This is a genomic window from Burkholderia sp. AU18528 (assembly GCF_002223215.2).
Classification (GTDB): Bacteria; Pseudomonadota; Gammaproteobacteria; order Burkholderiales; family Burkholderiaceae; genus Burkholderia; species Burkholderia semiarida.
Genome location: NZ_NKFC02000004.1, coordinates 474202 through 497850, shown reverse-complemented (window position 1 = coordinate 497850; position 23649 = coordinate 474202). Strand labels below are relative to the sequence as shown.

At 69.6% G+C, this 23649-nt stretch carries 18 protein-coding genes and 1 riboswitch; of the genes, 13 read left to right on the top strand and 5 right to left on the bottom strand.

From position 1 onward, the window contains the following. The first annotated feature begins 17 nt into the window (after positions 1 to 17). Complete coding sequence (fdhF, locus tag CFB52_RS05000) at positions 18 to 2969, top strand: formate dehydrogenase subunit alpha (protein WP_099316178.1); 2952 nt, start codon at positions 18 to 20, stop codon at positions 2967 to 2969. A 7-nt stretch (positions 2970 to 2976) separates the two neighbouring features. Further along, the gene (locus CFB52_RS04995; protein ID WP_059574078.1) at positions 2977 to 3228 is read left to right on the top strand and encodes a formate dehydrogenase subunit delta; all 252 of its coding nucleotides are present in this window, start codon (positions 2977 to 2979) and stop codon (positions 3226 to 3228) included. Between the two features lie 8 nt (positions 3229 to 3236). On the opposite strand, the gene CFB52_RS04990 is transcribed toward CFB52_RS04995, so the two are convergent. Beyond that, complete coding sequence (locus CFB52_RS04990; protein ID WP_099316177.1) at positions 3237 to 4883, bottom strand: FAD-dependent monooxygenase; 1647 nt, start codon at positions 4881 to 4883, stop codon at positions 3237 to 3239. A gap of 58 nt (positions 4884 to 4941) precedes the next feature. On the opposite strand from CFB52_RS04990, the gene CFB52_RS04985 reads away from it, so the two are divergent. Continuing rightward, positions 4942 to 6849, top strand: coding sequence for a tetratricopeptide repeat protein (locus CFB52_RS04985; RefSeq protein WP_099316176.1), 1908 nt, complete (start codon positions 4942 to 4944; stop codon positions 6847 to 6849). 82 nt (positions 6850 to 6931) lie between these two features. Here CFB52_RS04985 and CFB52_RS04980 read toward each other — a convergent pair whose 3' ends face one another. Further along, positions 6932 to 8227 carry an MFS transporter gene (locus CFB52_RS04980; protein ID WP_059574081.1) on the bottom strand — a complete coding sequence of 432 codons (1296 nt, stop codon included), beginning with the start codon at positions 8225 to 8227 and terminating at the stop codon, positions 6932 to 6934. Between the two features lie 286 nt (positions 8228 to 8513). Between CFB52_RS04980 and CFB52_RS04975 the strand changes: the two genes are divergently transcribed. Beyond that, on the top strand, positions 8514 to 9530 hold the full coding sequence (locus CFB52_RS04975; RefSeq protein ID WP_306532321.1) for a hypothetical protein: 1017 nt from the start codon (positions 8514 to 8516) through the stop codon (positions 9528 to 9530). Positions 9531 to 9608: 78 nt separating this feature from the next. Here CFB52_RS04975 and CFB52_RS04970 read toward each other — a convergent pair whose 3' ends face one another. Both CFB52_RS04970 and CFB52_RS04965 read right to left on the bottom strand, forming a co-directional pair. Continuing rightward, the gene (locus CFB52_RS04970) at positions 9609 to 10307 is read right to left on the bottom strand and encodes a DUF2968 domain-containing protein (RefSeq protein WP_099316174.1); all 699 of its coding nucleotides are present in this window, start codon (positions 10305 to 10307) and stop codon (positions 9609 to 9611) included. A 115-nt stretch (positions 10308 to 10422) separates the two neighbouring features. Beyond that, positions 10423 to 11604, bottom strand: a complete 1182-nt coding sequence (locus tag CFB52_RS04965) for a gamma-glutamyl-gamma-aminobutyrate hydrolase family protein (protein ID WP_089464619.1) — start codon at positions 11602 to 11604, stop codon at positions 10423 to 10425. A gap of 287 nt (positions 11605 to 11891) precedes the next feature. On the opposite strand from CFB52_RS04965, the gene CFB52_RS04955 reads away from it, so the two are divergent. The 8 genes from CFB52_RS04955 to CFB52_RS04915 all read left to right on the top strand — a co-directional run bounded on the left by CFB52_RS04955 (position 11892) and on the right by CFB52_RS04915 (position 19880). Further along, positions 11892 to 12572 carry a GntR family transcriptional regulator gene (locus CFB52_RS04955; protein WP_059574086.1) on the top strand — a complete coding sequence of 227 codons (681 nt, stop codon included), beginning with the start codon at positions 11892 to 11894 and terminating at the stop codon, positions 12570 to 12572. 6 nt (positions 12573 to 12578) lie between these two features. Further along, positions 12579 to 13955: an amidase gene (locus tag CFB52_RS04950; RefSeq protein ID WP_059574087.1), complete on the top strand. Its 1377-nt coding sequence runs from the start codon at positions 12579 to 12581 to the stop codon at positions 13953 to 13955. Positions 13956 to 14091: 136 nt separating this feature from the next. Further along, complete coding sequence (locus CFB52_RS04945) at positions 14092 to 14604, top strand: disulfide bond formation protein B (protein WP_059638910.1); 513 nt, start codon at positions 14092 to 14094, stop codon at positions 14602 to 14604. Between the two features lie 621 nt (positions 14605 to 15225). Continuing rightward, positions 15226 to 16230 carry a xanthine dehydrogenase accessory protein XdhC gene (gene xdhC / locus CFB52_RS04940; RefSeq protein ID WP_060313108.1) on the top strand — a complete coding sequence of 335 codons (1005 nt, stop codon included), beginning with the start codon at positions 15226 to 15228 and terminating at the stop codon, positions 16228 to 16230. 18 nt (positions 16231 to 16248) lie between these two features. Continuing rightward, positions 16249 to 17274: an adenosine deaminase gene (locus CFB52_RS04935; protein ID WP_089464616.1), complete on the top strand. Its 1026-nt coding sequence runs from the start codon at positions 16249 to 16251 to the stop codon at positions 17272 to 17274. A 27-nt stretch (positions 17275 to 17301) separates the two neighbouring features. Next, positions 17302 to 17646 (top strand): hypothetical protein, encoded by a 345-nt coding sequence (locus tag CFB52_RS04930; protein WP_099316173.1) that lies wholly within the window; start codon positions 17302 to 17304, stop codon positions 17644 to 17646. After that, positions 17643 to 18962 (top strand): guanine deaminase, encoded by a 1320-nt coding sequence (guaD, locus tag CFB52_RS04925; protein ID WP_099316172.1) that lies wholly within the window; start codon positions 17643 to 17645, stop codon positions 18960 to 18962. Before CFB52_RS04930 ends, guaD begins: the two co-directional genes overlap by 4 nt. A gap of 129 nt (positions 18963 to 19091) precedes the next feature. Then, a riboswitch (yybP-ykoY riboswitch) is annotated at positions 19092 to 19229 on the top strand. Between the two features lie 78 nt (positions 19230 to 19307). Continuing rightward, positions 19308 to 19880 (top strand): TMEM165/GDT1 family protein, encoded by a 573-nt coding sequence (locus CFB52_RS04915; protein WP_059574092.1) that lies wholly within the window; start codon positions 19308 to 19310, stop codon positions 19878 to 19880. A 49-nt stretch (positions 19881 to 19929) separates the two neighbouring features. Here the strand turns inward: CFB52_RS04915 and CFB52_RS04910 are convergent, their stop codons facing one another. After that, the gene (locus tag CFB52_RS04910) at positions 19930 to 20640 is read right to left on the bottom strand and encodes a DUF4136 domain-containing protein (RefSeq protein WP_059574093.1); all 711 of its coding nucleotides are present in this window, start codon (positions 20638 to 20640) and stop codon (positions 19930 to 19932) included. A gap of 187 nt (positions 20641 to 20827) precedes the next feature. On the opposite strand from CFB52_RS04910, the gene pepN reads away from it, so the two are divergent. Beyond that, positions 20828 to 23521: an aminopeptidase N gene (pepN, locus tag CFB52_RS04905; RefSeq protein WP_099316171.1), complete on the top strand. Its 2694-nt coding sequence runs from the start codon at positions 20828 to 20830 to the stop codon at positions 23519 to 23521. Positions 23522 to 23649: the final 128 nt, after the last annotated feature.

The window sequence follows — 23649 nt, the reverse complement described above, 5'->3', positions numbered from 1 at the left end:
CCCAGAAGGAGCCCTGCATGTCACTCGACACGAACAACGTCCGCCAAGGCGGCTGCGGCTCGGGCCAATGCGCGTGCAAGAGCGCGGCACAGGCGCGCGCCCGCGACCCGTTCGACGATACCGATTACGGCACGCCGCAACGGCATGCCGATACCGACGTCACGCTCGAAATCGACGGCCAGCCGGTCACGGTGCCGGCCGGCACGTCGGTGATGCGCGCGGCGATCGAAGCCGGCGTCAACGTCCCGAAGCTCTGCGCGACCGATTCGCTCGAACCGTTCGGCTCGTGCCGGCTGTGCCTCGTCGAGATCGAGGGCCGGCGCGGCTATCCGGCGTCGTGCACGACACCCGCCGAAGCCGGCATGAAGGTGCGCACGCAGTCGGACCGGCTGCAGTCGCTACGCCGCAACGTGATGGAGCTGTACATCTCCGACCACCCGCTCGACTGCCTCACCTGCCCGGCCAACGGCGACTGCGAGCTGCAGGACATGGCGGGCGTGGTCGGGCTGCGCGAGGTGCGTTACGGTTTCGACGGCGCGAATCACCTGAAGGACACGAAGGACGAGTCGAATCCGTACTTCACGTACGACCCGTCGAAGTGCATCGTCTGCAACCGCTGCGTGCGCGCGTGCGAGGAAACGCAGGGCACGTTCGCACTGACGATCGCCGCGCGCGGCTTCGAATCGCGCGTCGCCGCGGGCGAAAGCGAATCGTTCATGGCGTCGGAATGCGTGTCGTGCGGCGCGTGCGTCGCCGCCTGCCCGACGGCCACGCTGCAGGAAAAATCCGTCGTGCAACTGGGGCAGGCCGAACACTCGGTCGTCACGACCTGCGCGTATTGCGGCGTCGGCTGCTCGTTCAAGGCCGAGATGAAGGGCACGCAAGTCGTGCGCATGACGCCGCACAAGAACGGTCTCGCGAACGAAGGCCACGCGTGCGTGAAGGGACGCTTCGCGTGGGGCTATGCGACGCACAAGGACCGCATCACGAAGCCGATGATCCGCGAGAAGATCACCGACCCGTGGCGCGAAGTGAGTTGGGAAGAGGCGCTCACGTACGCGGCGACGCAATTCCGCAAGCTGCAGCAGAAGTACGGCCGCGATTCGATCGGCGGTATCACGTCGTCGCGCTGCACGAACGAGGAAACCTATCTCGTGCAGAAGCTCGTGCGCGCCGCGTTCGGCAACAACAACGTCGATACCTGCGCACGCGTGTGCCACTCGCCGACCGGCTATGGCCTCAAGACGACGCTCGGCGAATCGGCCGGCACGCAGACGTTCGCCTCGGTCGGCCAGGCCGACGTGATCGTCGTGATGGGCGCGAACCCGACCGACGGCCATCCGGTGTTCGGCTCGCGGCTGAAGCGGCGCGTGCGCGAAGGCGCGAAGCTGATCGTGATCGATCCGCGCCGCATCGACGTCGTCGACGGCCCGCACGTGAAGGCCACGCACCACCTGCAGTTGCGCCCCGGCACCAACGTCGCGATCGTCAATGCGCTGGCGCACGTGATCGTCACCGAAGGGCTGGTGGCCGAGGCCTTCGTCGCCGAGCGCTGCGACACGCGCGCGTTCGAGCAATGGCGCGACTTCGTCGCGCAGCCCGACAATTCGCCCGAGGCGACCGCCGACGTGACGGGCGTGCCGGCCGAGCGGGTGCGCGAGGCCGCACGCCTCTACGCGACGGGCGGCAACGCCGCGATCTATTACGGCCTGGGCGTGACCGAACACGCGCAGGGCTCGACGACGGTGATGGGCATCGCGAACCTCGCGATGGCGACCGGCAACGTCGGCCGCGAAGGCGTCGGCGTCAATCCGCTGCGCGGCCAGAACAACGTGCAGGGTTCATGCGACATGGGCTCGTTCCCGCACGAGCTGCCCGGCTACCGGCACATCGGCGACGCGGTCGTGCGCACGCAGTTCGAACAGGCGTGGTCGGCCACGCTGCAGCCGGAGCCGGGGCTGCGCATCCCGAACATGTTCGACGCGGCGCTCGACGGCAGCTTCAAGGGGCTCTACTGCCAGGGCGAGGACATCGTCCAGTCGGATCCGAACACGCAGCACGTGGCGGCCGCGCTGTCGGCGATGGAATGCATCGTCGTGCAGGACATCTTCCTGAACGAAACCGCGAAATACGCGCACGTGCTGCTGCCGGGCTCGACATTCCTCGAGAAGGACGGCACGTTCACGAACGCGGAGCGCCGGATCTCGCGCGTGCGCAAGGTGATGCCGCCGCTCGCGGGCTATGCGGACTGGGAAGTCACGCTGCTGCTGTCGCAGGCGCTCGGCTACGACATGCACTACGCGCATCCGTCGGAAATCATGGACGAGATCGCGCGGCTCACGCCGACTTTCTCGGGGGTATCGTACGAGAAGCTCGACGCACTCGGCAGCATCCAGTGGCCGTGCAACGAACACGCGCCGGAAGGCACGCCGACGATGCACATCGACACGTTCGTGCGCGGCAAGGGCCGGTTCGTGATCACCAAGTTCATTCCGACGCCGGAGAAGGTCACGCAGCGCTATCCGCTGATCCTGACGACGGGCCGCATCCTGTCGCAATACAACGTGGGCGCGCAGACGCGCCGTACCGAAAACGTCCGGTGGCATGAAGAGGATCGCCTCGAGATCCATCCGCACGATGCGCAGGATCGCGGGATCCGCACCGGCGACTGGGTCGGCATCGAGTCGCGCGCGGGGCAGACGGTGCTGCGCGCGCTCGTGACGGAGCGCATGCAGCCGGGCGTCGTGTACACCACGTTCCACTTCCCCGAATCGGGCGCGAACGTGATCACGACGGACAGCTCCGACTGGGCGACGAACTGCCCCGAATACAAGGTGACGGCCGTGCAGGTGTTGCCGGTTGCGCAACCGTCCGACTGGCAGCGTGCCTATGCGCGCTTCAACTCGGAGCAGCTCGACCTGCTCGAGCGCCGCGCGGCCGCGCCGGCCGCCGTGACGACAGGCAAGTGAGGCAGCAATGGACAACGACCACCTGATCGACATGGCCAACCAGATCGGCGCATTCTTCGAATCGATGCCCGATCGCGACGAAGCGCTGGCCGGCATCGCCGAGCATATCCGGCGCTTCTGGGAGCCGCGCATGCGCCGAGCGCTGCTCGCCGCGCTCGACGATCCGTCGAACGCGGCCGGGCAACGCGCGACGCCGATCGTGCGCGACGCGATCGCCGCGCACCGCGCGTCGCTCGTCCCGGCCGCGGCGCCCGCCTGACCGCGCGGCTACGCGGACACCGACATGCCCGCGAACCAGTTTTCGCAATGGCGCAGCAGCGCATTGGCGTCGGTCGCCGTGCGCCCGCGCGCGGCAACATAGCCGTCCGGCCGCAGCAGATAGAACGACGGCCGCGAGCGGCCGTATTCCTGCGCGAGCCCCGCCGCCCCGTCGCCTTCGGCATCGGCGACACGCCACACGCGCACCGCTTCCGGCATGATGCGCTCGAGCCCCTGCACGAGCCCCCGCGCATCGGCCGGGATCGGCGGCACCTCGCCGGCGTCGGTGTCCACCGGCTCCTCCAGCAGCAACAGCGTGAAGCTCGCCGGATCGTGAAGATCGTATAGCCGCGCCGTGCCGGGCGCACGACCGAGCGGCCCGTCGAGCACGTGCACGAGCGCATCGGGCGCGCGCTCGCCCGCGCGCGGGCCGCCGTCGAGCACGCGCTCGAGCGTGAGGGGACTCTTCCGGTACTGCACGCCGAGCTCGCTCACCGTGCGCCGCAGCGCGTCGCGCATCGGCCCGAACGACGCCAGCAGCGGCACGACGTGATCGCGCAGCAGCTTCATCGCGCCGCGCTCGGCTTCGACGACCTGCGTGACGAAACCGGTCTGCCGCAGCACGTCGCGCTCGATCGGATAGCGCTCCGCGTGATACGTGTCGAGCAACCGCTCGGGTGCGCCTGCGCCAAGGACGCGCGCGAGCTTCCAGCCCAGGTTGAACGCCTCCTGGATGCCGGTGTTCATGCCCTGCGCGCCGGCCGGGCTGTGGACGTGCGCGGCGTCGCCCGCGAAGAACACGCGGCCATGACGCAGCCGGTCGACCATCCGGCTGTGCAGGTGGAAATAGGACGACCACGCGAGATCGCTCGGCGAGATCGAGGCGCCGACGCGCGCGCGGATGATCGCGTCGCATTCCTCGAGCGACGGCGCCGGCGCGCCGGGCGACGCGTCGCTGCCGGGCGGCCGGTCCGCGACGAGCCGGTAACGGCCGCTCCCCATCGGAAACAGGCCCGCGATACCTTCGGGCGTCGTGAACAGGCGGATCTCTTCGTCCGGCCACTCGGGTATCGCCGCGAAATCGGCCAGCAGGAAAGTCTGTTCGAATGCATGCCCGGCGAAGCCCAGGCCGAGCAGATGCCTGACCGTGCTGTGCGCGCCGTCGGCCGCGATCAGGTACGACGGCGCGAACGACTCGTCGCGACCATCTGCGCGGCGCAGCGTCACGTCGAGCGACGTGCCGCCCGCGTCGCACGCGGTCAGCGCGGTACCGCGCTCGACGGTCACGCCCATCCCGGCCAGATGCTCGGCGAGCAGCCGCTCGGTGATGCTCTGGTCGAGAAACATCAGATACGGATAGCGCGTTTGCAGCGGATCGAAATCGAGCCGCGCGATCAAGCGGCCGTCGGCATGCAGCTCGGCCGCATGCGCGCGATGGCCGAGCGCGAGAAACGGCTCGACCGCGCGATGCTGCTCCAGCAGCTCGAGCGTGCGCGCCTGGATGCCGATCGCGCGCGAAAACGGCGCGGGCGCGGCCAGGCGATCGATGATGCGCACCGGCACGCGGGCCCGCGCCAGGCTCATCGCCGCGGCAAGGCCGGTCGGCCCCGCGCCGACGATCAGCACGGGTGGGATATCGGACAGTGTGTCAGCCATGGAAACCTCGATGACACGCGACTCTGCAAGTCTACGCCGCTCCGCGTGACGGGGCCATATGCCGACCGGCCGATACGCGGCCCTACCCCGCGGTGTGGGAAAATACGCGCTTTCCGCCAGTTTTCGCGTCATGGATTCCGCATTCGACCGGGCGTACGCCGCACACCGCGCGGGCCGCCTCGCCGAGGCCGAGCACGGCTATCGCCACGCGCTCGCCTCCAACCCCGCCGACGCCGACGCGCTGCACCTGTTCGGCGTGCTGCGGCACCAGCAGGGCCAGCACGCCGAGGCCGCCGATCTCGTCGGCCGGGCCGTCGCGCTGCGCCCCAACGATGCCGCACTGCAGCTCAATCTCGGCAACGCGCTGAAAGCGCTCGGCCGGCTCGACGAAGCGATCGACCGCTTTCGCAATGCGCTGACGCTCGCGCCCGAATTTCCGCTCGCACACTACAACCTCGGCAACGCGTATGCGGCGCTGCAGCGTCACGACGATGCGATCGACGCCTTCGGCCGCGCGCTGCGGCTCACGCCGGACGACGCGTCGATCCACAACAATCTCGGCAACGCGCTGAACGCGCTCGGCCGCCACGACGACGCGCTCGCCGCGTTCGGTCGTGCGCTCGAGCTCCGGCCCGGGCATGCGGGCGCGCACAACAATCTCGGGATGGCGCTGAACGCGATGGGGCGCGCCGACGATGCGATCGCGCACTTCCAGGCCGCGATCGCCGTGCAGCCGCGTTTCGTCGCCGCGCATTTCAATCTCGGCAACACGTTCGATGCACTCGGCCGGCATGCCGAGGCGGCGGCCGCGTTCGAAGCCGCGCTCGCACTGCACCCGCCGTTTCCGCTCGCGCTGTTCGGGCTCGCAAACGCGCTCTGCGCGCAGGCGCGCCACCGCGACGCACTGCCCTACTACGAGCGCGCCGTCGGGCTCGATCCGTCGTTCGGGCTCGCGTGGCTGAATCTCGGCAACGCGCATCACGCGCTCGGCGCGCACGAGATGGCGCTGCGCGCATTCGACCAGGCGCTGCGTGTCGCGCCCGATCTCACGCTCGCGCGGCTGCATCGCGCGGTCACGCTGCTGACGCTGCGCGACTTCACGCGCGGCCTGCCCGCCTACGAAGCGCGCCACGAGACGCCCGGCGCGACGCCGCTCGGCGCGCTGCCGCGCTGGCAGGGCGAGCCGATTGCGTCGCGCACGCTGCTGATCCGCGCGGAACAGGGGTTCGGCGACACGCTGCAGTTCGTCCGCTTCGTGCCGCTCGCCCGCGCACGCTGCGCGCGCGTCGTACTCGAAGTCCAGCCGGAACTCGTCGCGCTGCTGACACCGGCCGCGTCGCGCTGGCGCGTGACGCTCGTCGCCCAGGGCGCCGCGAAGCCGCCTGCCGCGGATGTCGCGTGCACGCTGATGAGCCTGCCGTTCGTGCTCGGGCTTCAGCCCGAGGACATCGTCGGCTCGCGCTATCTGCACGCGCCCGACGGCGCCCGCCGGCGCTTTCGCGGCTCGCTCGGCGGGCAGTCGAAGCGCAAGTTCGGGCTGGCATGGTCGGGGCGCCGACAGGCACAGGAAAACCGCTCGATGCCGTTCGACGCGCTCGCGCCGCTGCTCGCACTGCCGGACATCGACTGGATCGTGCTGCAGCCCGCGCTCGACGACGACGAGCGGGCGCGCATCGACGCGCATCCGCGCATGCATCGTCTCGACGGCCGGCTGAACGACTTCGGCGATACGGCCGCGCTGATCGAACGCCTCGACGGCGTCGTCACGATCGACACGGCGGTCGCGCACCTCGCGGGCGCGCTTGGCAAGCCGCTCTGGGTCATGCTGCCGTTCGCGGCCGACTGGCGCTGGTTCACCGGCGACGATTGCCCGTGGTATCCGCAGGCCAGGATCGCCCGCCAGCCTGCGCCGGGCGCATGGCTCGACGTGGCGGCCACGGTGGCCGACATGCTGCGCGAGGCATGATCGCAAACGAAACAGGGAGCGCATCGCGCTCCCTGTTTCGATGAGATGCGCGGCCCGACGCCGCGCGACATGCGGGTGGCCGTCAGGCCGACTTGTACTGATCGCGCGCGTCGGGTGTGCGGTACAGCACGAGCGTCGCGATCAAGCCGCAGATCGCGGCCACGCTCAACCACAGCCCCGGCGCCGCCTTGTTGCCCGTCTCGTGGATCAGCAGCGTCGAGATCGCCGGCGTGAAGCCGCCGATCGTCGTGGCCAGGCTGTACGCGAGCGAGAAGCCGGCCGTGCGCACGTCGGCCGGCATCACTTCGGTCAGCGCGACGACCATCGCCCCGTTGTACGACGCATACAGGAACGACAGCCACAGCTCGACCGCGAGCAGCCGCAGGAACGACGGATCGCCGACGAGCCACAGCACCGCCGGATAAGCCGTCAGCAGCGTCAGCACGGTGAACGCGATCAATACCGGACGGCGGCCGACGCGGTCGGACAGCGCGCCGGACAATGGCAGCCACACGAGGTTCGAGATACCGATGCAGACTGTCACGACGAGCGCATCGAGCGACGACAGGTGCAGCACTTCCTTGCCGAAGGTCGGCGTGTAGGCGGTGATCATGTAGAACGACACCGTCGTCATGATCACCATCCCCATGCCGGCCACCACGATACCCCAGTTGTCGAGCATCGAGCGCATGATCTCGCCCATCGTCGGGCGGTGACGCTTCGCCAGGAATTCGTCGGTTTCCTTCAGCGAGCGGCGGATCAGGAACAGGAACGGCACGATCAGGCAGCCGATCAGGAACGGAATGCGCCAGCCCCACGCGGTCATTTCCTCGACCGGCAGCGCGCGGTTCAGCACGACGCCGACGAACGCGGCGAACACGACGGCCACCTGCTGGCTACCCGACTGCCACGACGTATAGAACCCCTTGTGGCCCTTCGTCGCGATCTCCGACAGGTACACCGACACGCCGCCCAGCTCGACGCCCGCCGAGAAGCCCTGCAACAGCCGGCCGAGCAGCACGAGCACCGGCGCGAGCACGCCGATCGTCGCATAGCCGGGTATCGCGGCCACCGTGAGCGTGCCGATCGCCATCAGCCCGAGCGTCAGGATCAACCCCTTGCGGCGGCCGTGATGGTCGATGTATGCGCCGAGCACGATCGCGCCGACCGGCCGCATCAGGAAGCCCGCGCCGAATACCGACAGCGACAGCATCAGCGACGCGAACGCGTTGCCGCTCGGAAAGTACGTTTTCGCGATGGCCGACGCGTAATACCCGTAGACCATGAAGTCGTACATTTCGAGGAAGTTGCCGCTGACGACGCGGAAGACGGTGCGGACTTTCGATTCCTGCGCGATGGCAGGCGATGCTGTGGACATGTTTTCTCGCTAAGCTCGGATGGCGCGAATTCCGCGCCGCATGAAACCGACGATGCGCGGCGCGCAGCGTTGGCACGCGCACACGGGCATCGCTGCCCGCCGGCGGCGCGTAACGGCGCGCCGCCAGCAAGATTCGCGCATCATGCCACGTCAAGCCGACATTTGCCTTGTGGTGCCCCATCACGGCCGTCACGGCGTCCGCCTCGTACAAGTCGCCCCGAAACGGGCACAAGAATCAGATCGATCTGATCGACCGACCCGCGCCGGCTGACCACAATGGCAAGATTTGCGACGACGTTTCCGCGCCGCGTCGGCACGGGCCTGTGTCGCACGGCGTACCGCTCTCATGACCCCATCGCCCCTCGTCCCGGTCGAAGGCGCGCTCGCCCGCCCTCGCGCCACTCCGCTCGATCACGTCCCGCCGTTCGGCCGCGAATGGCGGTTCCTCGGTGCGTCCGGCGCACGGCCCGGCAGCCACTGCCTCGCGACACTGACGACATCCTGCATCGATATCGACCGGCCGCACAGCGCGTGCCGATGGCAGCCGCTGCCGGTGGCGGCGGCACTGCCCGCTTCGGCCGGATTGCCCGTCACGCCGGCGGCTGGCGCCGGTCGGTACTTGCGCCGTTCCGTGCGCCCGCCTCGCGATCGGCGCGCGCGATACGCCGTCTGCTGGAGCATCGGCGCGCTCGGCATCATCGCCTGGCTGATCGGCGCGCACGAGCCGCCTGCGGATTCCGTTCCCGCATACGCGATTCAAGCCGCCGGCGGCGCACCCGCTCACATCGCGACATCGACCGACACCACACATGTCGCCGCGGCTGCACCGGTCACGTCGACGAACGCCATGCCGCAACCCAAGGTAGCGACGGCTGGCGCGCATACGATGGTCTCGCCGCCAGCCACGCACCGCGTCGCGCGCGGCCCCGCATCGCTTCACCCGCAAGCAACGCCCGACGTGCGGCATGCCGCTCCTGCCTCGCCACGTCCGGCAGCCGGCCAGCGCACGACGGAAGCGCCGCCCCGCACACCGGCCGTGCCACGGCTGGCTGCGCATCCGCCGATTCAGCACGACGCCACCAACACCGGCACGCGCGTTCGGCGCGCCCCACCGCCGCACGAGGCAGACACGCGTGTCACGCGCGACGCGCTCGACGATCCTGCCACGTTGATCGCCATGGCGAACGCGCTGCGCGCCACGCAGCCGGCCGGCCCCACGCACCCGCGCGCGGCCGGTTTCGACTGGACGTCGCAACTGTCGCACCGCCGCGTGACCGACGTGCCGGACGCGTTCGCGCATTGATGCCCGCGCAATAAAAAACCCGGCGAAGATCGCTTCGCCGGGTTTTCGCTCGTCTCGCTCCGTCCGCTCGACGGATCGTTATTTGTGCACGGGCAACCCCATCTCGGTCTGCTTCTCGAGTTGCCGCACCTGCTCCTGCAGATCGCGCAACTGCAACTGCGCCGCCCGCTTCTCGACCTGCAGCGCCTGCGCCTGCTCCTGCGCCGACTTCTGCCGTTGCGCGACTTCGGCCTGCTGGCTGCGCGCGACGCTCAGGTCGGCCTGCAGTTGCTGCGCACGATTCGCCTGCAGCGCGATCACGCGTTCGAGAAATGCCTTCTGCGCCTGCAGCTCGGTCCGGCGGATCTCGATATCGGCGAGTTGCGCCGTTTGCTGGACGAAGTTCGCATACACCATCTCCGCGCGATTCTTGTCCTGCGAACGGATCACGCGCCACAGATTCTTGTCCTGGAACAGCGCGACGTAATACGTCATCTCGCGCGGATCGAACATCAGGCTCGCGCCGTAGCTGCCGTTGTACGTCGTACGCATCTCGACGATCCGGCCGTCGTGCAGCATCTGCGTCAGCTCGGCAACGTTGCCTTGCGCGGCGACGTCCGTCGCGGCCGCGGCCGATGCCGCAGGCGACGCGCCGCCGCTCAGGCTCGTGACCGCCGGACGCGTACCGGCAGCGGGGGCGGTCGCGTCGGCGGACCAGGCCGCGCCCGCTTGCGCGCAGGCAGCCAGTGCAACGATCCACGTTGCGCATCGTGCAGGGGAAAAGTTTCGGAAAGCCAACGTCAGACTCCGGCGAACGAATCGGAACTCGCGATTATCGTTCAAAACGAAACGGCCGCATCTCGAATTTATCGGGATGCGGCCGGCCTGAGTTCAACACGAAAAATACGGCGGGCTACAGGCGCGTTTCGCGCGCCGCGCGCAGAAATGCATCGAGCAGCGGCGTGCAGTCGAGCAGCTCCGAGCCGCCCGCGCGATGGAACTCCGGATGCCACTGCACGCCGACGACGAACGGCGAACGCCGATGGCGAATGCCTTCGATGATCCCGTCGCCGGCCGACACGGCTTCGATGTTCAGATCGCGGCCGAGATCGCGGATCGCCTGATGGTGAATCGAGTTGACGATCGCTTCGCTGCGCCCCGGGAACATGCTCGCGAGCGTCGACGTGTCGGGAAAACGGATCGCGTGACGGTGCTGGTCGTAATGCTCGCTCACGTGCGCATGGGCGGTCGGCACGTCGGTGGCGATGTCCTGGTACAGCGAACCGCCGAACGCGACGTTGATCAACTGGCAGCCGCGACACACGCCGAGCACGGGTTTGCCGGACTCGACGAATTCGTGCAGCAGCTCGAGCTCGTACATGTCGCGCACGCGATCGCCCGGCCATTCGGGTCGCGCATCCGACGCCGCGTAGGTCTGCGGCGACACGTCGGCGCCGCCTTGCAGCAGCAGGCCGTCGAGATGCTTCGCGTAGTCACGCAGGCGGATGTTGCTCGGATGGATCATGCCTTGATGGCCGACGGTCGGAATCATGAACACGAGCACGTCGCGCGACATCACCCAGTGGGCGATCGATTCCTCGAGATACTGCAGCGTCTTGCCGCGCAGCCCCTTCGCGCCCGGCTCCGGATGGAAGATCCGCGCCGACACGCCGATGCGCAGCGTGCGCTGCGTGATGCGCTGGCCGGCGCGGTCGAACAGCCGCCGCGCGCGCGCCGCGACGATCCGGCCGAATACCGACCACGGCGTGTCGCTCTGCTTCAGGTAGGCGGGCGGCGCATTCTGCGCGTTCGCGGGCGGCGGCCGCGGCGTGTCGAAATCGGGCTGCGCGCCGAATCCGGGCGGCGGCGCACCCGGCTTCGGCGGCGCGGCCGTGGCGGCGCCGTCCCCAATCGCGCCCGCGGCACCGGGTGCACCGGGCTCGGATGCGGCCGTCACGGGCGACGCGCCGTCGTCGGCGGCGTTCTGCACGGCGGCCTGCGCATCGTGCGTTTTCGCCGGATCGGGACGCGGGGAATCGGAAGAAGCGGAAAAGGTGCCGGGCAGACCGGCCGGGGAAGGCGTGTTTTCGCTCATGACGATGGTCTGGTACGTCGCTCACGCGTATGAATAGACGAGGATTCATTATGCTTCAGTGCACGATCACGCGGCAAACCTGCAACATCCTGTCGATATTGTTGCAAGTCGGTGGCAGGGCCGCCGCGGCGGCATGCGGCCCCGTTCGCGCACCCGGCCCCCGCTGCCCGTGCCGCTCCTGGGCTGGACACCTGTGATATATCACAATAATATCCAGAGATCGCCCACGCTTCCCGAGCCCGCCGCGTCATGATCGCGCGCCTTCCGGCCCCGGTGCCGAACCCCATATGAGCACCCTGACCGACGTCACCCGCGACCGCCCCGCCGCGTCCCCGGCGAGTCTCGCCGACCGCGCGTACGCGCTGATCCAGCGCGACATCGTCACGATGCGCCTGAAACCCGGCGCCGCGCTCAACGAAGCCGAGCTCGTCGCGCGGACGGGAATCGGCCGCACACCGGTGCACCAGGCCGTGCATCGGCTCGTGCTCGAGGGGCTGCTGTCGGTGATGCCGCGCAAGGGCCTGATGGTGCAGCCGCTGTCGCTCGACGACATCGTCGCGGTGATCGACGTGCGGCGCATCAACGAAGCGCACTGCGTCGAACTCGCCGCGCGCCATGCGACGCCCGACGATCTCGCCCGCCTGGCCGCGCTGCTCGACGACGGGCAGGCCTGCGTCGACGCACACGACGTCGAGGGCATGATGGAGCTCGACCGCGCGTTTCATCAGACGATCGCCGCGGCCGCGCGCAACGCGGTGCTGGCCGACATCCTGCGCGCGCTGCATGAGCGCTCGCTGCGCTTCTGGTTCGTCACGCTGTCCGAACCGCACCATCTCGCCGACGTCCAGCACGAGCACCGCGCGCTGTTCGACCGGCTGTCCGCACGCGACGCCGCCGGCGCGCGCGCAGCCGTCGAAAGCCATATCGATTCGTTCCGCTCCACGCTTGTTCAACATCTTCGCCCCTGAGCCGCCATGACCACTTTCACGCCGTTCCCCCCGCTCGCCCAGCTCGCCGCCGACCTCGCCGCCGGCCGGACCACGAGCCGCGCGCTCGTCGACACCGCGCTCGACCGGATCGCCGATCCGTCGGGCCAGGGCGCCGTCGTCTTCACCGAAGTCGATGCCGACGACGCACGCGCGGCCGCCGACGCGCACGACCGGCTGCGCGCCGCGGGCACCGTGCTGTCGCCGCTCGCGGGCATCCCCGTGTCGGTCAAGGACCTGTTCGACGTCGCGGGCCAGGTCACGCGCGCGGGGTCCCGCGTGCTCGACGGCGCGCCGGCCGCGCGCACCGATGCGGTCGCCGTCGCGCGGCTCAGGCGCGCGGGCGCGGTGCTGGTCGGCCGCACCAACATGAGCGAGTTCGCGTTCTCCGGGCTCGGGCTGAATCCGCACTTCGGCAACCCGCGCTCGCCGTACCGCCGCGACGTGCCGGGCGATGCGCGGATTTCGGGCGGCTCGTCGTCGGGCGCGGCCGCGTCGGTCGCCGACGGGATGGCGGCCGTCGCGCTCGGCACCGACACCGGCGGCTCGATCCGCATTCCGGCCGCGCTGTGCGGGCTGACGGGCTTCAAGCCGACCGCGAGCCGGATCCCGACGCAAGGCGGCGTGCCGCTGTCGACGACGCTCGACTCGTTCGGCCCGATCGGGCTGACGGTCGCGTGCTGCGCGCTCGTCGACCGGATGCTCGCGGGGCTCGAGCCGCACGTGCCGGCCGCCCGGCCCCTCGAAGGCGTACGGCTCGGCGTGCTGACGAACTACGTGACGGACGGCGTCGATGCCGACGTCGCGGCCGCGCTCGACACCGCGCTCAAGCATCTCGAAGCGGCCGGCGCGATCGTCACCGAAGTGCGCTTCCCCGCGCTCGACCGGTTGCCGGAGATCAACCGTTTCGGCTTCTCGCCGATCGAGGCGTACGCATGGCATCGTCCGCTGCTCGCCAAGCATCGCGACCAGTACGACCCGCGCGTGCTGACGCGGATCCTGAAGGGCGAGCCCGCGAGCGCGGCCGACTATCTCGACCTGCTCGCCGCGCGCGCCGCGATGCTCGACGAAGCCGCGCACACGGTCTGGGCGCGCTTCGATGCGCTCGTCGCGCCGACGGTGCCCGTCGTGCCACCGCGCATCGCCGACCTCGAAACGGACGACGACGCGTTCACGCGCACCAACGCGCTGATCCTGCGCAACCCGAGCGCGTTCAACTTCCTCGATGCGTGCGGGCTGTCGCTGCCGTGCCACGCGCGCGACGCGGCGCCGGTCGGCCTGATGCTCGCGGCGGCGCCGCATCGCGACGACGCGCTGCTGGCGATCGGCCAATCGGTCGAGGCCGTGCTGAACACGATCCGCTGACCGCCAGTCAGCCGCCGGCGGGCAACGCGCGCGGTGCGGCAGGTTGCCGCACGCGCGCTGTCAGTTTCGTGCCAGACCGTTCGCGCTAAAATCGCGCGATTGTTTTCCGGACCGACCGACGAGGAACCCCGCCGACATGAACGACTACACGCTTGCACTCCGCCGCGAACGCCATCTGCTGATGCTGCTCGGATGGGTGTGCATCGCCCTGCTGGCCGGCGCGCTGTACCTGCAGTACGTGAAGAACGAAGACCCGTGCCCGCTGTGCATCATCCAGCGCTACTTCTTCTGTGCGATCGGGATCTTCGCGTTCCTGGCCGCCGGGATCCGCAACTGGCGCGGTGTCTGGGTGCTCGAGCTGCTGATCGCGATCGCCGCGGCCGGCGGTGTCGGCACGGCCGCGCGGCACCTGTCGATTCAGATGAATCCGGGCTTCAGTTGCGGCTTCGACACGCTGCAGCCGATCGTCGACAGCCTGCCGCCCGCGCAGTGGTTCCCCGGCATGTTCAAGGTCGCCGGGCTGTGCGAGACCGTCTACCCGCCGATCCTCGGCATCCTGCTGCCCGGCTGGGCGCTGATCGGCTTCGCCTTGATCCTGGTCGCGGTCGTCGCGAGCCTCTGGCGCCATCGCCGCAAGCTCGCGGGCTGACCGAGCCCGCGTTGCCTGCCGACAGCATGCGCGGCCCGACCGAATGGGCCGCGCGCCGCCTGCGAGTCGCCACCGGGCGCCGGCCGATGCGTGCGCCGGCCCCGCCCCGTCGTCGCGCGTAAACACCTACCCCGCCGCCGCCCGGATGTCCGGGCCGACGGCGCGGCGCGCGATCGCCGCACCTCGCCCCGTCACACGTGCGTTTCGGCCCGATGCGCCTGCATCGGCCCCCCGATCCGGCGCGGCGGGCCTATGATCGACATGATCGCCGCCTGATACCCCGGATCACCGCCCGGCCATGTTCCCGCCGCGTGGCGATGCTATCTTCGGGACTGGATGGCGATCTACGTGCGCGAGGCCAGGCGGTCTCACCGCTGCCTGCGTAACGCGCGCCCGATCCGCAATGTCGACTGGATTCATCATGACAACGCAAACCATCCGCATCCATCACCCTCATGGCGTCCGCGCGTCCGGCGGCGCCGTTCGCGCACGCCGCCGGTCCGCGGTCGTCGCACGGCATGAGCCGTGCCGCCGGCCTGCCCCGCTCCCGTCCGTCCTCGCCACCACGCCCGCCAGCCCGCGCAGCGCGTCGTGCCGCGTCGTCCCGAACGGAGCGTGCTGATGGAAGCCTGGCTCGGCGATCTGCAGCAACTGCTCGCGCACGGCGAAGCGGCCGTGCTCGTGACGGTCGCGCACACCGACGGCTCCGCGCCGCGCGAAGCCGGCACCAAGATGCTCGTCACGCGCGACACGGCCCGCCATACGATCGGCGGCGGTCATCTGGAATGGAAGGCGATCGAGATCGCGCGGCACCTGCTGAAGGACGGCGCGCACGTGCCGCACGCACGCCGGCTCGAGCGGCTCGCGCTCGGCCCGAGCCTCGGCCAGTGCTGCGGCGGCGCCGTGGTGCTCGCGTTCGAACGGCTCGACGTCGGCGACCTCGGCTGGATCATGTCGCTCGCCAAGCGCGTCGCGGCCGGCGCCGCGACCGTGCGTAGCGTATCATTCGGCCCCTCGCCGGGCGCGCCGCTGCTGAGCGAGCCCGAATCGGAAGCCGCGCGGGCCGACTGCCTGCTGTGGGAAACCGGCGGCGTGTCGCTGATGACCGAAACGATCGCGCCGTATGCGTTCCCCGTCGTGCTGTTCGGCGCGGGGCACATCGGCACCGCGCTCGTGAAGGTGCTGGCGACGCTGCCGTGCCACGTACGCTGGATCGACGGGGCCGACGCCGCGTTCCCGCCGGCTGACGCGCTCGCCGGCATCGGCAACGTCACGATCGACGCGCCCGCTTCCCCGGCGGACGCGGTCGACGCGGCGCCGCCGCGGTCCTACTTCGTCGTGATGACGCACGACCACGCACTCGATTTCGTGCTGGCCGAGCGCATCCTGCGACGCGGCGACTATGCGTACTTCGGGATGACCGGCTCGCGCACGAAACGCATGCAGTTCGATCACCGGCTCGCGGCGATCGGCATCGACCCGGCCCAGGTCGCGCGGATGCGCTGCCCGATCGGTGTCGAAGGCATCGTCGACAAGGCGCCCGAAGTGATCGCGATCTCGGTGGCCGCGCAGTTGCTGCAGGCCGTCGAGGCGAATGCGGCCGCGCAAGCTTCCCCTACCTACTGACCGACCAAGAACGACGCCATGACCCCGACATTCAAGGACAAGATTGCCCGCGCGCCGAAAGCGGAGCTGCACATCCATATCGAAGGCTCGCTCGAGCCCGAACTGATCTTCGCGCTCGCGCAGCGCAACGGCGTGAAGCTCGCGTACGATTCGATCGATGCGCTGCGCGCCGCGTACGCGTTCACCGACCTGCAGTCGTTCCTCGACATCTACTACGCCGGCGCGAGCGTGCTGCTCACCGAGCAGGATTTCTACGACATGACGGCCGCGTACTGCGAGCGCGCGCTCGCCGACAACGTCGTCCATACCGAGCTGTTCTTCGACCCGCAGACACACACCGAGCGCGGCGTGCCGATCGAGACGGTCGTCGCGGGCATCGAGCGCGCACTCGCCGATGCCGAGCGACGCGGGCTGTCGAGCAAGCTGATCCTGTGCTTCCTGCGCCACCTGTCCGAAGCGGACGCGCTCGCGACGTTCGAATCCGCGCTGCCGCTGTTCGAGCGCTATCGCCATCGGCTGATCGGCGTCGGCCTCGATTCGTCCGAGCTCGGCCATCCGCCGGCAAAGTTCGCTCGCGTGTTCGACAAGGCGCGCGCGCTTGGGCTGAAGCTCGTCGCGCATGCGGGCGAGGAAGGTCCGCCCGCGTACATCTACGAAGCGCTCGACGTGCTGAAGGTCGACCGGATCGACCACGGCGTGCGCAGCATCGAGGACGCAGCACTCGTCGAGCGTCTCGCGAAAACGCGCACGGCACTCACCGTCTGCCCGCTGTCGAACCTGAAGCTGTGCGTGTTCGACGACATGACGAAGCACACGCTGAAGGCACTGCTCGACCGCGGCGTGGCGGTGACGATCAACTCCGACGATCCGGCCTATTTCGGCGGCTACGTCAACGAAAACTACTTCGCGACGGCCGAAGGGCTGCAACTGACGGATGCCGAAGTCCATGCGGTGATCCGCAACGGCTTCGAGGCGTCGTTCATCGAACCGGCGCAGCGCGACGCACTGTACGCGCGCCTCGACGCGTACTGGCAGGCCGCGTGACGGCCCGCATCGAGGCCCGCTAGACAGATGAAACACGGCAACGGCATCCGCTTCGCGTTTCCCCGTTCGGCCTCGCGCCGGGCCGGCCGCCCGCGTGCTCGCGGAGCGACGGCGCGGCGCGTCGTCGCCCGCATGCGCGCTCCGTCGTGGCTTGCCGTACCGTTCGCCGCCGCACCGGTTGCGCGCGCAACGGCCGCGAGGTGTGCGGGCAACCACGCGCTGGCGGCTTCGGCCGCCACGTTCGCCCGCGCCATCGCCGCCGGTCGTGGCGCACGCAGCATGCCGCCGCTCGCGCAGCACCGCGCCGCCCCCGTGCGGCGTCGACCGTTTTCTTCTGTTCGCCTTACCTTGATGCAGGACCCTTCGTCATGACGCAAACCGCTTTCCGTTCCCAACTGCTGACCTTCAACGGCGACCCGGCGCAATCGAGCCAGGCCGCGAACTACGAGACCGACGGGCTCCTGATCGTCGACGACGGCAAGGTCGTCGCGGCCGGCCCGTATGCGCCGCTCGCGGCGACGCTCGCGCGCGATGCGGCGGTCCACGACCTGCGCGACAAGCTGATCGTGCCCGGCTTCATCGACACGCACATCCACTATCCGCAGACGGACATGATCGCGTCGCCGGCGCCGGGCCTGTTGCCGTGGCTCGACAAGTACACGTTCCCGACCGAGCGCCGGTTCGGCGACCCCGAGCATGCGCGCGAAGTCGCCGACTTCTTCGTCGACGAACTGCTCGCGTGCGGCACCACGAGCGCGCTCGTCTACTGCACGGTGCACAAGCAGTCGGCCGACGCACTGTTCGCGGCGAGCGACGCGCGCGACCTGCGGATGATCGCGGGGAAGGTGCTGATGGATCGCAACTGCCCCGAATTCCTGCGCGACACCGCGCAGTCGAGCTACGACGACAGCGCCGAGCTGATCGGCCGCTGGCACGGCAAGGGCCGCCAGATGTACGCGCTCACGCCGCGCTTCGCGCCGACGTCGACCGAGGCGCAGCTCGAGGCGTGCGGCGAACTCGCGCGCCGCCATCCGGACGTGTTCGTGCAAAGCCACGTCGCGGAGAACGTCGACGAGGTGAAGTGGGCGGCCGAGCTGTTCCCCGGCCACCGCAGCTATCTCGACATCTACGACCGCTACGGGCTGCTGCGTCCGCGCGCGGTGTACGGCCATTGCATCCACCTCGACGACGAGGATCGCCGCCGGATGGCCGAGACGCGCACCGTCGTCGCGCACTGCCCGACGTCGAACTTCTTCCTCGGCAGCGGCCTGTTCGATTTCGACAAGGCCGGCAAATACGACGTGCCCGTCACGCTCGCGACCGACGTCGGCGGCGGTACGTCGTTCTCGATGCTGCAGACGATGAACGAGGCGCACAAGGTCGCGCGGCTGTCGGGCCACCACCTGAGCGCCACGCGGATGTTCTGGCTCGCGACGGCCGGCGCCGCGCAGGCGCTCGACCTGGCCGACACGGTCGGCACGCTCGCGCCGCGCACCGAGGCAGACTTCGTCGTGCTCGATCCGCAGGCGACGCCGCTGCTCGCGCGCCGCACGAAGCGCGCGGATTCGCTCGAGGAACTGCTGTTCGCGTTCGCGCTGCTCGGCGACGACCGCGCGGTGTACCGTACCTATGCGGCCGGCAAACTCGTGCACGAGCGCGGCGCCGCGCGCGGCCCGGCCGCCGCGTAGCGACCCGCGCCGCGCTCCGGCATGCGCGGCCGCTTCGCCGTCGTCATGCCGGCAGTCGAATGCGGTGCGGTGCGGCGCGCCGCACCGCGGCCCGGCCGCTTTCCGGCGCGCGATGCGCCGTGCTAGAATTCGCCGCTCATTGGGGAGTAGCCGCTCCGCTCGATGTCCCGCGCCCCCGGCGCGCATCGTGACGGAGGCGTCCGTCAACAGACTTGGCCGTTCGGCCATGGCGGGCGCAGCCACGTTGGCCTGGCGAGACCGATGGTTCACTGCGCGCCGCATCAGGGCCCGGCGCGCGGTGGATCGTCGCTCGCATGCACAACATCGGCCCGTGGAACCCCATACGTGTCTCAAGCCTTCCTGATCTCCACCGGCGCCGTCGCCCTCGCTGAAATCGGCGACAAGACCCAACTGCTTTCCCTCGTTCTGGCCGCGCGCTATCGCAAGCCGGTGCCGATCATTCTCGGCGTACTCGTCGCGACGCTCGTCAACCACGGTTTCGCCGGTGCGTTCGGCGAATGGCTGGGCGTGCTCGTCACGCCGTCGATCATGCGCTGGGCGCTCGCGTTCTCGTTCATCGCGATGGGCTTATGGATCCTGGTGCCGGACAAGCTCGACGAGGACGAAGCCCATGCGACCCGCTCGCGGCTCGGCGTGTTCGGCGCGACGCTGGTGGCGTTCTTCCTCGCGGAAATGGGCGACAAGACGCAGATCGCGACCGTCGCGCTGGCCGCGCGCTTCCAGGATTACATCGGCGTCGTGGCCGGCACGACGTTCGGGATGATGCTCGCCAATGTGCCGGCGATCCTGCTCGGCGACCGCTTCGCGCACAGCCTGCCGACGAAGCTCGTGCACGGGATCGCGGCCGTGCTGTTCGTCGTGCTCGGCGCGCTGGCGCTGTTCGGCATCGGAATCTGAAAGGAATCGGCCGGCGCGGCCGGGCGGCCGCGCCGACGCGGATACCGCGCTACTTTGCGACAGCCGCGCCCGAGGCCGGCGCCGCCGGCACCGCGCGCTCGTTGGCGGCCGGCGCCGCCGGCCCGCCCCGCTTGTCGACCGGCAGCCGGACCGTGCGGACCGCACCGTTCGACAACGGAAAATCGGCGAGCGCGCTGCGCGCGAGGAACGGCATCGCGTACAGCAGCGTGCCGTTGTCGCCGGTCGTGCGCGCGGTCACGTTGTAGACCTCCTTGCCCGTCGCGCGCTCGGTGATACGGATGCCGAGCACATAGTCGAAGACCTGGTACGTCTGCGCGACGTAGCCGGCCGGCATCGGCCCCCAGGGCCCCCACGGGCCCCAGGGGCTCCACGGCCCGCCTCGCCAGTACGGCCCCGGCCCCATGAACCACGGGTCATAGTAGACCGGCTGCGGCACCGTCACGAGATCGCTGCCGACCGAATAGGTCAGCCCGACCAGATAGCGTGCCTGCGACTGCGGCACCTGCCGGAACGCATACGCGGACAGCTCGTTCGCGACGATCGGCTCGTAGGTCGACTGCTCGATGCTGTTCTTCTGCGCGTCCGTACGCGTGAACGCATAGGTGCGGGTCGCGTCGCTGCCGCTCCAGTCGGAGAAGGCCGTGACCCGGGTGGTCACGTAGCTGGTGCAGCCGGTCAGCAGCGCGACGCACAGCACCGCCGCCCAGCCCGCACCGCGAAAAATCCATTCGCGTTTCATGTTGATCCTCGTCGATCCGTCACCCGTTCGTCGCACCGCGCGAACGACAACGGGATGTCGATAATACGCGGACTGCCGGAAGCGGTAAAAAGTTCGCCCGACACGCCGCCGCAAGCCTTTGTACAATGACCCGGTTCGCCTGGCCCGCGCGACGGGCCCGTCCCCCACTCCACCGATCTCGACGACCATGTCCGACAACGCCTCCTCCACCGTGATCCGCCGCGCCGACTACACGCCGCCGGCCTTCCTCATCGATTCCGTCGCACTCGAATTCGATCTCGCGCCGGCCCGCACGATCGTCAGGAATACGATGCGCGTGCGCCGCAATCCGGATGCCGCGCCCGCGCCGCACCTGGAGCTGATGGGCGAGGCGCTCGAATTCCTCGGCGCGCGGCTGGATGGCGCGCCGCACGGCGCGGTGCGCGCGCACGAACACGGGCTGACGGTCGAGAACGTGCCCGACGCCTTCGAGCTGACGCTCGAAAGCGCGTGCGCGCCCGACCAGAATACGACGCTGTCCGGCCTCTACGTATCGAGCGGCAACTTCTTCACGCAGTGCGAAGCCGAGGGCTTTCGCCGCATCACCTACTTCCTCGACCGCCCCGACGTGATGGCGTCGTACACCGTCACGCTGCGCGCCGACAAGGCCGCATACCCGGTGCTGCTGTCGAACGGCAACCTCGTCGATTCGGGAGACCTGCCCGACGGCCGCCACTTCGCGAAGTGGGAAGACCCGTTCCGCAAGCCGAGCTACCTGTTCGCGCTCGTCGCCGGCAAGCTCGTCGCGATCGAGGAGAAGATCACGACCGGCTCCGGCAAGGACAAGCTGCTGCAGGTGTGGGTCGAGCCGGCCGACCTCGACAAGACGCGTCACGCGATGGATTCGCTGATCCACTCGATCCGCTGGGACGAGAAGCGCTTCGGCCTCGAGCTCGATCTCGACCGCTTCATGATCGTCGCGGTCGGCGACTTCAACATGGGCGCGATGGAGAACAAGGGGCTCAACATCTTCAACACGAAGTACGTGCTCGCGAACCCCGAGACCGCCACCGACACCGATTTCGCGAACATCGAGTCGGTGGTCGGCCACGAGTACTTTCACAACTGGACCGGCAACCGCGTGACCTGCCGCGACTGGTTCCAGTTGAGCCTGAAGGAAGGGCTGACGGTGTTCCGCGACCAGGAATTCTCGGCCGACATGGCCGCGGGCGACGACGTCGAATCGGCGGCTCGCGCGGTCAAGCGCATCGAGGACGTGCGCGTGCTGCGCCAGTTGCAGTTTGCCGAGGACGCGGGCCCGATGGCGCACCCGGTACGCCCGGAGAGCTACGTCGAGATCAACAACTTCTACACGATGACGGTCTACGAGAAGGGCTCGGAAGTCGTGCGGATGTACCAGACGCTGTTCGGCCGCGACGGCTTCCGCAAGGGGATGGATCTCTACTTCAAGCGCCACGACGGCCACGCGGTGACCTGCGACGACTTCCGCCACGCAATGGCCGACGCGAACGGGCGCGACCTCGCGCAGTTCGAGCGCTGGTACAGCCAGGCCGGCACGCCGCGCGTGTCGGTGCGCACCGCGTACGACGCGGCCGCGCGCCGCTATACGGTCACCCTCGCGCAAGGCTACGGCGACGCGTCGCCGGCCGCGCGCGAAACGCAGCAGGGGCCGCTGCTGATCCCGTTCGCGATCGGCCTGATCGGCCGCGACGGCCGCGACCTGCCGCTGCGTCTGGACGGCGAGGCCGCCGCATCGGGCACGACGCGCGTGCTCGAGTTCACCGACACCGAGCAGACCTTCACGTTCGTCGACGTGCCGGAAGCGCCGCTGCCGTCGCTGCTGCGCAACTTCTCCGCGCCGGTGATCGTCGAGTACGACTACAGCGACGACGATCTCGCGTTCCTGCTCGCGCACGACAGCGATCCGTTCAACCGCTGGGAAGCCGGCCAGCGCCTCGCGACGCGCGCGCTGCTCACGCTCGCCGCGCGTGCCGCGGCCGACGCGCCGCTCGCGCTCGGCGAGAACTTCGTCGCCGCGTTCCGCCGCGTGCTGACCGACGAAAGCCTGTCGCCGGCGTTCCGCGAACTCGCGCTCACGCTGCCGTCGGAAACCTACCTCGCCGACCAGATGGCCGAGGCCGACCCGGCCGCCGTGCATCGCGCGCGCCAGTTCGTGCGCCGCCAGCTCGCAACCGCGCTGCGCGCCGACTGGCTCGCCGCATACGAGCAGCACCAGACGCCGGGCGCCTATGAGCCGACGCCGGAAGCGTCGGGCCGCCGCGCGCTGAAGAACCTCGCGCTCGCGTATCTCGCCGAGCTCGACGATCCGGCCGATGCCGTACGCCTCGCCACGGCCCAGTACGACGCGGCGAACAACATGACCGATCGCGCGGCCGCGCTCGGCGCGCTGCTGTCGGCGTCCGCCGCGGGGGCGACCGGGCCGGCCGAGCATGCGCTCGACGACTTCTACCGTCGCTTCGAAAAGGAAGCGCTCGTGATCGACAAGTGGTTCGCGATGCAGGCGGCCCAACGCGGTACGCCCGCGCAGCCGACGCTCGCGAAGGTGCGCAAGCTGCTCGCGCACCCCGCGTTCAACCTGAAGAACCCGAACCGCGCGCGCTCGCTGATCTTCAGCTTCTGCGCGGCGAACCCCGCGCAATTCCACGCGGCCGACGGGTCGGGCTACGCGTTCTGGGCGGAACAGGTGCTCGCGCTCGACGCGATCAACCCGCAGGTCGCGGCGCGCCTCGCGCGCTCGCTCGAACTGTGGCGCCGCTTCACGCCGGCGCTGCGCGACCGGATGCGCGAAGCGCTCGAGCAGGTCGCCGCCGGCGCGAAATCGCGCGACGTGCGCGAGATCGTCGAGAAGGCGCTCGCGTAAGTCACGCGATCGCCCACTGTCGCGTCCGCGCGATCGGGCCGGTGCCGCCTCACGCGGCACCGGCTTTTTCATTGCGCGGGCGCGGCTGAAACCGCTCGCGATCGCGGGGTCGGACCGCCCGACCGGCC